The sequence below is a fragment of the Nostoc sp. UIC 10630 genome, assembly GCF_010747425.1.
In the GTDB taxonomy this organism is placed as follows: domain Bacteria; phylum Cyanobacteriota; class Cyanobacteriia; order Cyanobacteriales; family Nostocaceae; genus Nostoc.
This window is the reverse complement of sequence record NZ_JAAGOG010000341.1, coordinates 1-5,056: the sequence shown is the minus strand read 5'-3', so window position 1 is coordinate 5,056 and position 5,056 is coordinate 1. Positions and strand designations below refer to the sequence as shown.

5 protein-coding genes and 1 pseudogene are annotated in these 5,056 nt (G+C 38.6%); all 6 read right to left on the bottom strand.

The annotated features are described in order from the left end of the window. Positions 1 to 397: 397 nt before the first annotated feature. Positions 398 to 697 (bottom strand): hypothetical protein, encoded by a 300-nt coding sequence (locus tag G1O98_RS36810; protein WP_163939209.1) that lies wholly within the window; start codon positions 695 to 697, stop codon positions 398 to 400. Then, positions 694 to 1,257, bottom strand: coding sequence for an ISAs1 family transposase (locus G1O98_RS36805; protein ID WP_163939207.1), 564 nt, complete (start codon positions 1,255 to 1,257; stop codon positions 694 to 696). The genes G1O98_RS36810 and G1O98_RS36805 overlap by 4 nt, the downstream gene beginning before the upstream one ends. 144 nt (positions 1,258 to 1,401) lie before the next feature. Continuing rightward, positions 1,402 to 2,730 carry a guanitoxin biosynthesis MATE family efflux transporter GntT gene (gene gntT / locus G1O98_RS36800; protein WP_243458653.1) on the bottom strand — a complete coding sequence of 443 codons (1,329 nt, stop codon included), beginning with the start codon at positions 2,728 to 2,730 and terminating at the stop codon, positions 1,402 to 1,404. Between the two features lie 118 nt (positions 2,731 to 2,848). After that, complete coding sequence (locus G1O98_RS36795) at positions 2,849 to 3,451, bottom strand: hypothetical protein (protein ID WP_243458652.1); 603 nt, start codon at positions 3,449 to 3,451, stop codon at positions 2,849 to 2,851. 170 nt (positions 3,452 to 3,621) lie between these two features. Continuing rightward, positions 3,622 to 4,815 (bottom strand): hypothetical protein, encoded by a 1,194-nt coding sequence (locus G1O98_RS36790; protein WP_275941823.1) that lies wholly within the window; start codon positions 4,813 to 4,815, stop codon positions 3,622 to 3,624. After that, positions 4,787 to 5,056: pseudogene (locus G1O98_RS41005) on the bottom strand (AAA family ATPase); the annotation flags it as partial. The pseudogene G1O98_RS41005 and the gene G1O98_RS36790, both read right to left, overlap by 29 nt.

Sequence of the window (5,056 nt, the reverse complement as noted above, 5' to 3'; positions counted from 1 at the left end):
GGATAATTTTTTGTCAAAGATTGGTAGTCAGTGGTGGTGACTCAAAATCAAGCAAGAAAGTTGATTTCAGTCCCCACTTTTAACTTCGTAATGAACTCAAAAGCTTATTTTTTACTCCAGCATCAATCATTTTGGCGTAGGCATCACTCCAGGGCTATTTCATTCTAAAAAGTTGTTTGAGTGTGTCTAAACCAAAAGAGCAGAGTCGTTGGGCTTGTGCCATATTTTTAAACATCTGATCGCGGTATAAATTGAGTGTAAAATTGCGAGCGATCGCAAAATTTTCAGGGAGGGGGGTAGTGCGAATTCTAGATTTATCTTCGCCTTGGGTAACATCTCTAACATAGTGGACTTTATTTTCAACACCCCAATATCCTCTAATTCGCTCAGCTAATTCTTAAGCAGTTTCATTTAAAGATGAAATATAATAACGGGTTTCATGAGTTACTTCAATAACATTGTGTGTGAAAACCTGACGTTCTGATTTGACTTGAATCAAAGTGCTAAGTCCTGGCCAAGAGCGAATACCATCAAGATTTTGACAAATACTGACATGACGCTTTTCAATTCGACCATGCCCTTTGTTTATCTGTTCATAAGTGAATTCTGGTATAAAATTGGCTTTAACATCAATGAAAAGATTAGGTTGATTGCCTTTTAAGGCGGCAACATAATCATTTCCACTATTTATAATCAACTCACAAGTTTTTTTTGAGTATTAATAGCATCAAAGGCAAAAACAACTCCCTTGAAAGCCAGTTTTGAAATCAACTCAGGTAAAGCTTTGATTTCATTAGTTTTGGCATCGACTTGAAATGGCTCTAAAATTAAGCCTCGCTCAACAATATAAGAACTAACTAACATAATCGCTGGATGCGAATCGGATTTAGGGTTATCATTTTCAATCAGATATGAACCTTTGAGAACTTTGCCATCTAACCCAACAGTTTCTCCAGTATTTGGTTGTACATTAAAGAATTTGCTCAGACACACGGAATAATCTTCGTAATCCACGTGTAATAAGGCACGACGCACAGTGCTATAAGATGGTAGTCTATTTTTCGGCGGTTGAAAAAGGTCAATCAACGGCTCACGGTAGCTTGAAATCCAGTCTCCAATTGCTAAAAATCCTTTGTTCCCTGCTGCGATCGCCAATGTGAAAAGTGCCAAAGATAATGGTAGATTATGTCTCTGTCCGGCGCGGCGACGGGGGTCTTTTAGACCTGCAAAAGCTTTGATAATTTCGATTTCAGACACGGTAATAGATGCTTGAAGTAGAACTGGCGCTGCATTTTACCATATCGCGTCTACATTTAGAATGAAATAGCCCTGGGCATCACTCAAGGGCAAAATAGATAATTGAAAATATACATTTCCCGTGAAGATAGATTTATTCTGTATTCATCCCTGTCTTGTAGAAAATGATTTTGGTACACACAATGCCAAAGTTATTGTTCTTGCTGCCATAAATAAAGACATTGATAGCCATAGTAAATGACTATTATGGAAATACATTGCTGTAATTGCTGATGGAATAAAACCGATTACAGTGGCTTTCAGCATAGCTTGGCGAAGTGTATGACCTTGAGTCAACCCTAAAAAATAACCGTCTAGCGCATAAGCGACTGAGCCAAAACCCAAAACTGGTAACAACCAAGGAATATAAGAACGTAAATTATTGATAATATCAGTATGATTGGTCAGCAATCTTAACAGTGATTCTGGGGCAAAAATAAATGCAGTAGCAAACATTAATCCTATAACTAAGCTACTGACTACAGAAGTTTGCAACAGTTGTTTTAAAGAAGTAATATTTCCACTACCTTGAAAAATTCCAGCCAAGCTCTCAGTAGCGAATGCCAAGCCATCAATGAAATATGCTGTCAAGCTCACCAATTGCATAAGCAGGGTATTTGTCGCCAGAATTTCAGTTCCTAACATAGAACTGAGATTGCTAAACATCGCCATTGTCGAAATTAAAGCGAAAGTCCGAACAATAATTTCTACATTCAGCATGAAAACTGATTTTAAAGCAGACAGGTTAAATACTTCCCCAATTGAAGCTTGTATTTGTTTAAATGAAATTGTTTGCCAATATAGCAAAGTACCTACTATTAGCATCAGATACTGACTAGTGGCTGTCGCTAACCCAGCTCCTCTACTTGACCATCCCCACTGAACAATAAATAGATAATCTAGTAGTACATTTGCACAATTACTAATAGCTGAAAGCAACAAAACTTTACTACTTTGGGCTTGTCCAAGAAACCAACCAATCAAGACAAAGTTAATCAATGTTGCTGGGGCACCCCATATTAAAGCATTATAGAAATCAACACCAGAAGTTTTAACTTCTGGTGTTGCACTTAGAATTGCAAACCCTAATATTTGTAAAGGTTTTTGAAATATCAGGATGGCAAGTCCTAATATCAGTGCTAAAATTCCATGCTGTAAACCAATCAGTACTGCCGATTGGTTATCTTTACGCCCTATAGCCTGTGCAACCATTCCAGTTGTACCCATGCGTAAGAAACCGAATGTCCAATAAATATAATTGAATAAAATTGTTGCTATTGCCACACCTGCTAAATGACGAATCTCCGTTAAATGCCCTAAAAACATTACATCTATTAGTCCTGCCAACGGAACCATTAGATTTGAAAGAACATTTACAGATGCCAGTTTTAGAAAACTGCGAATGAATGCTGAACGTTGAGCAAAGATAGACAAAATTAGTAAATCCCTTGACCACAACAATGACCTACATTGGAGTTATTTTTTCGGCTTATCGGTCAGAATACCTTTCCTGTATTCTGACGACTGACGCATGTATTCTGATTGATAATTTTTAAAAATCATTATCCGTAAAGGGAACTATAGATGGTGAAAACCTTTTCAGCGATGGGTCAAATTCTAACCTCGCGGCATAATCATCTGTTTGTGAGACGGACAGTTCAATTGTTTGCTGATTTTTTTCATCAAAAAGCAACTGGATTTGATAATTACTCCAGAATTGGTCGCCTAGTTCATCTTCTAAATTGAAAAGCCGTTCTTCATCACCCCATATATTTGACCAAAGTCCGATCCTATTAGCGCGAAAATGATTTTGACCTGTTGTATCTGCAATTACAAAATATGCTTCGACATTTAAATCAAATCCCAAATCATCGGCTTCTGTCTCTGCTATTTGACAGTTAACCACTATTAAGGTATCGGGGTTAACGTTTACTACCTGTTCTTGGCGCTTTAATAATTCTTGTAGCACGAAATCAGGCAACAACTGGGAACTCTCCTCAAGTAATTGTTTTTGAGTTTCTGGGGAGTAACGAGTTTTTAACTCTTGCGTGATTAAAGTTAAAATATCTTCACTAGCTAAATTGACAACTATCTTTTTATCTGCGGTATTAAGAAAACTTCCAACATTCAGATTAATGTGTTTTTTAATTGGCATAATTCTCTAAAATCCTTTTAAACAGTTCATACTCATCTACAAATAAAGCGAAGGCAAGGAAAAATATTACCTAAGCTTCAGTTCTCCGTTTTGATTAAGACGTACTTCCGAGTAATTGCAGGAGTGAAAATCATAATTATAAATGACTGTGATTTGAGAGCCTATTATGTTCATGCGGTAATATTTAAAAATGCCACAGTGCTTGACCAATTAACAGATTTGTTGAGTAAGTAACGAACCAATAAATTTTTAATAATATTTATTTCCTCACTTGTCAAATTAGCAGCTAGACGATCTGCATAACTTGGTCGATTAGGATTAGCAGTAAATAAACGCTTGATAAAATTACCAGAGATGTGCATAGGTGTCAAATACTGCTCAAGAACTACTTGTACGCAGTGTCCATTTGAGGCAAAAGCGTGACGCAAATCATCAGCATCCCAGTTAAGCATGGGGTCAGAGGCATCTGTATAAATAGCTTCTTCCGCTAAAACTAATCGCTCATACAATTGGACATCGAGATTTTGGCTGGGCAGTAAGCGGTAAAACCTTTGGGTATGACGAGGTACTGTTTCACTTAAAATAAGCTTGACTGAGTGCGGGATCAATTGACCTAAAATTTGAGCAGCAAGTCCCTTATCTGATTCCGAGGCTAGTACATTGCGCCCGATAATAGAGTCAAACTGTACATTTGGTGCAAGAGATGCCAGCATAGCAGGTATCTGTGCAACAGATGCAGTAAAAACTATTGGTCGCATTGTTTCAGGAAGTGCCGCAGCAAGTTCTACTAAAGCATTGACATCAGAGCTATTGCGAACACAGGCATAAACCCCACCTTCAGGAACTTGCCGGATTGCTTCCCAAGTAAGTAAACCAGTGGCGGCATTTAGATCCAATACTAAATGATGACGTTGTAATTGAGCGAAAGTGAAAATGCGCTCGCGCACAGATGCTAATTGTGTACTTACCTGAGAAAGTGTACGTTGTAACCAACGTTCATCTGCTCGGTCAACAGTTCCATAAGTCATGACTTCCATTGGTGCAACACCAATACCTTCTACTATTGCAGCAAGTTGGGCTTCCCGACGACGCGCCACTTGTGTTGCGATTTGGTGTTCATAACCTTGGATTGATGGTTGATAAAACAATTGGCCTTGCAAGCTTTTGGGTAAATATTGCTGTTCTACCCAATGATCTCGATAAGCGTGAGGATAGAGATAACCAGCCCCATGCCCAAAGCCTTTTTTATCCCGATTGGCATCTTTAAGGTGAGTGGGGACTTCTGCAACATTTTCAATTTCTACTGCGGCTAAAGCATCAAAAAAGCCCATAATGCTATTGGATTTTGGTGCAGTCGCTCTCATAATGTACTGCCTGCGCCAAATGATAACGTCCTTCCGGCATTCCCACGCGATCAAATGCTTCAGTACAAGCATTTGTAACGACAACTGCTTGTGGGTCAGCCAATCCGACATCTTCACTGGCAAGAATTAACATCCGACGGAAGATGAAGCGCGGGTCTTCACCAGCATAAACCATTTTGGCCAGCCAATAGAGTGCTGCATCTGGGTCAGAACCTCGTAAGCTCTTAATAAAAGCACTGAT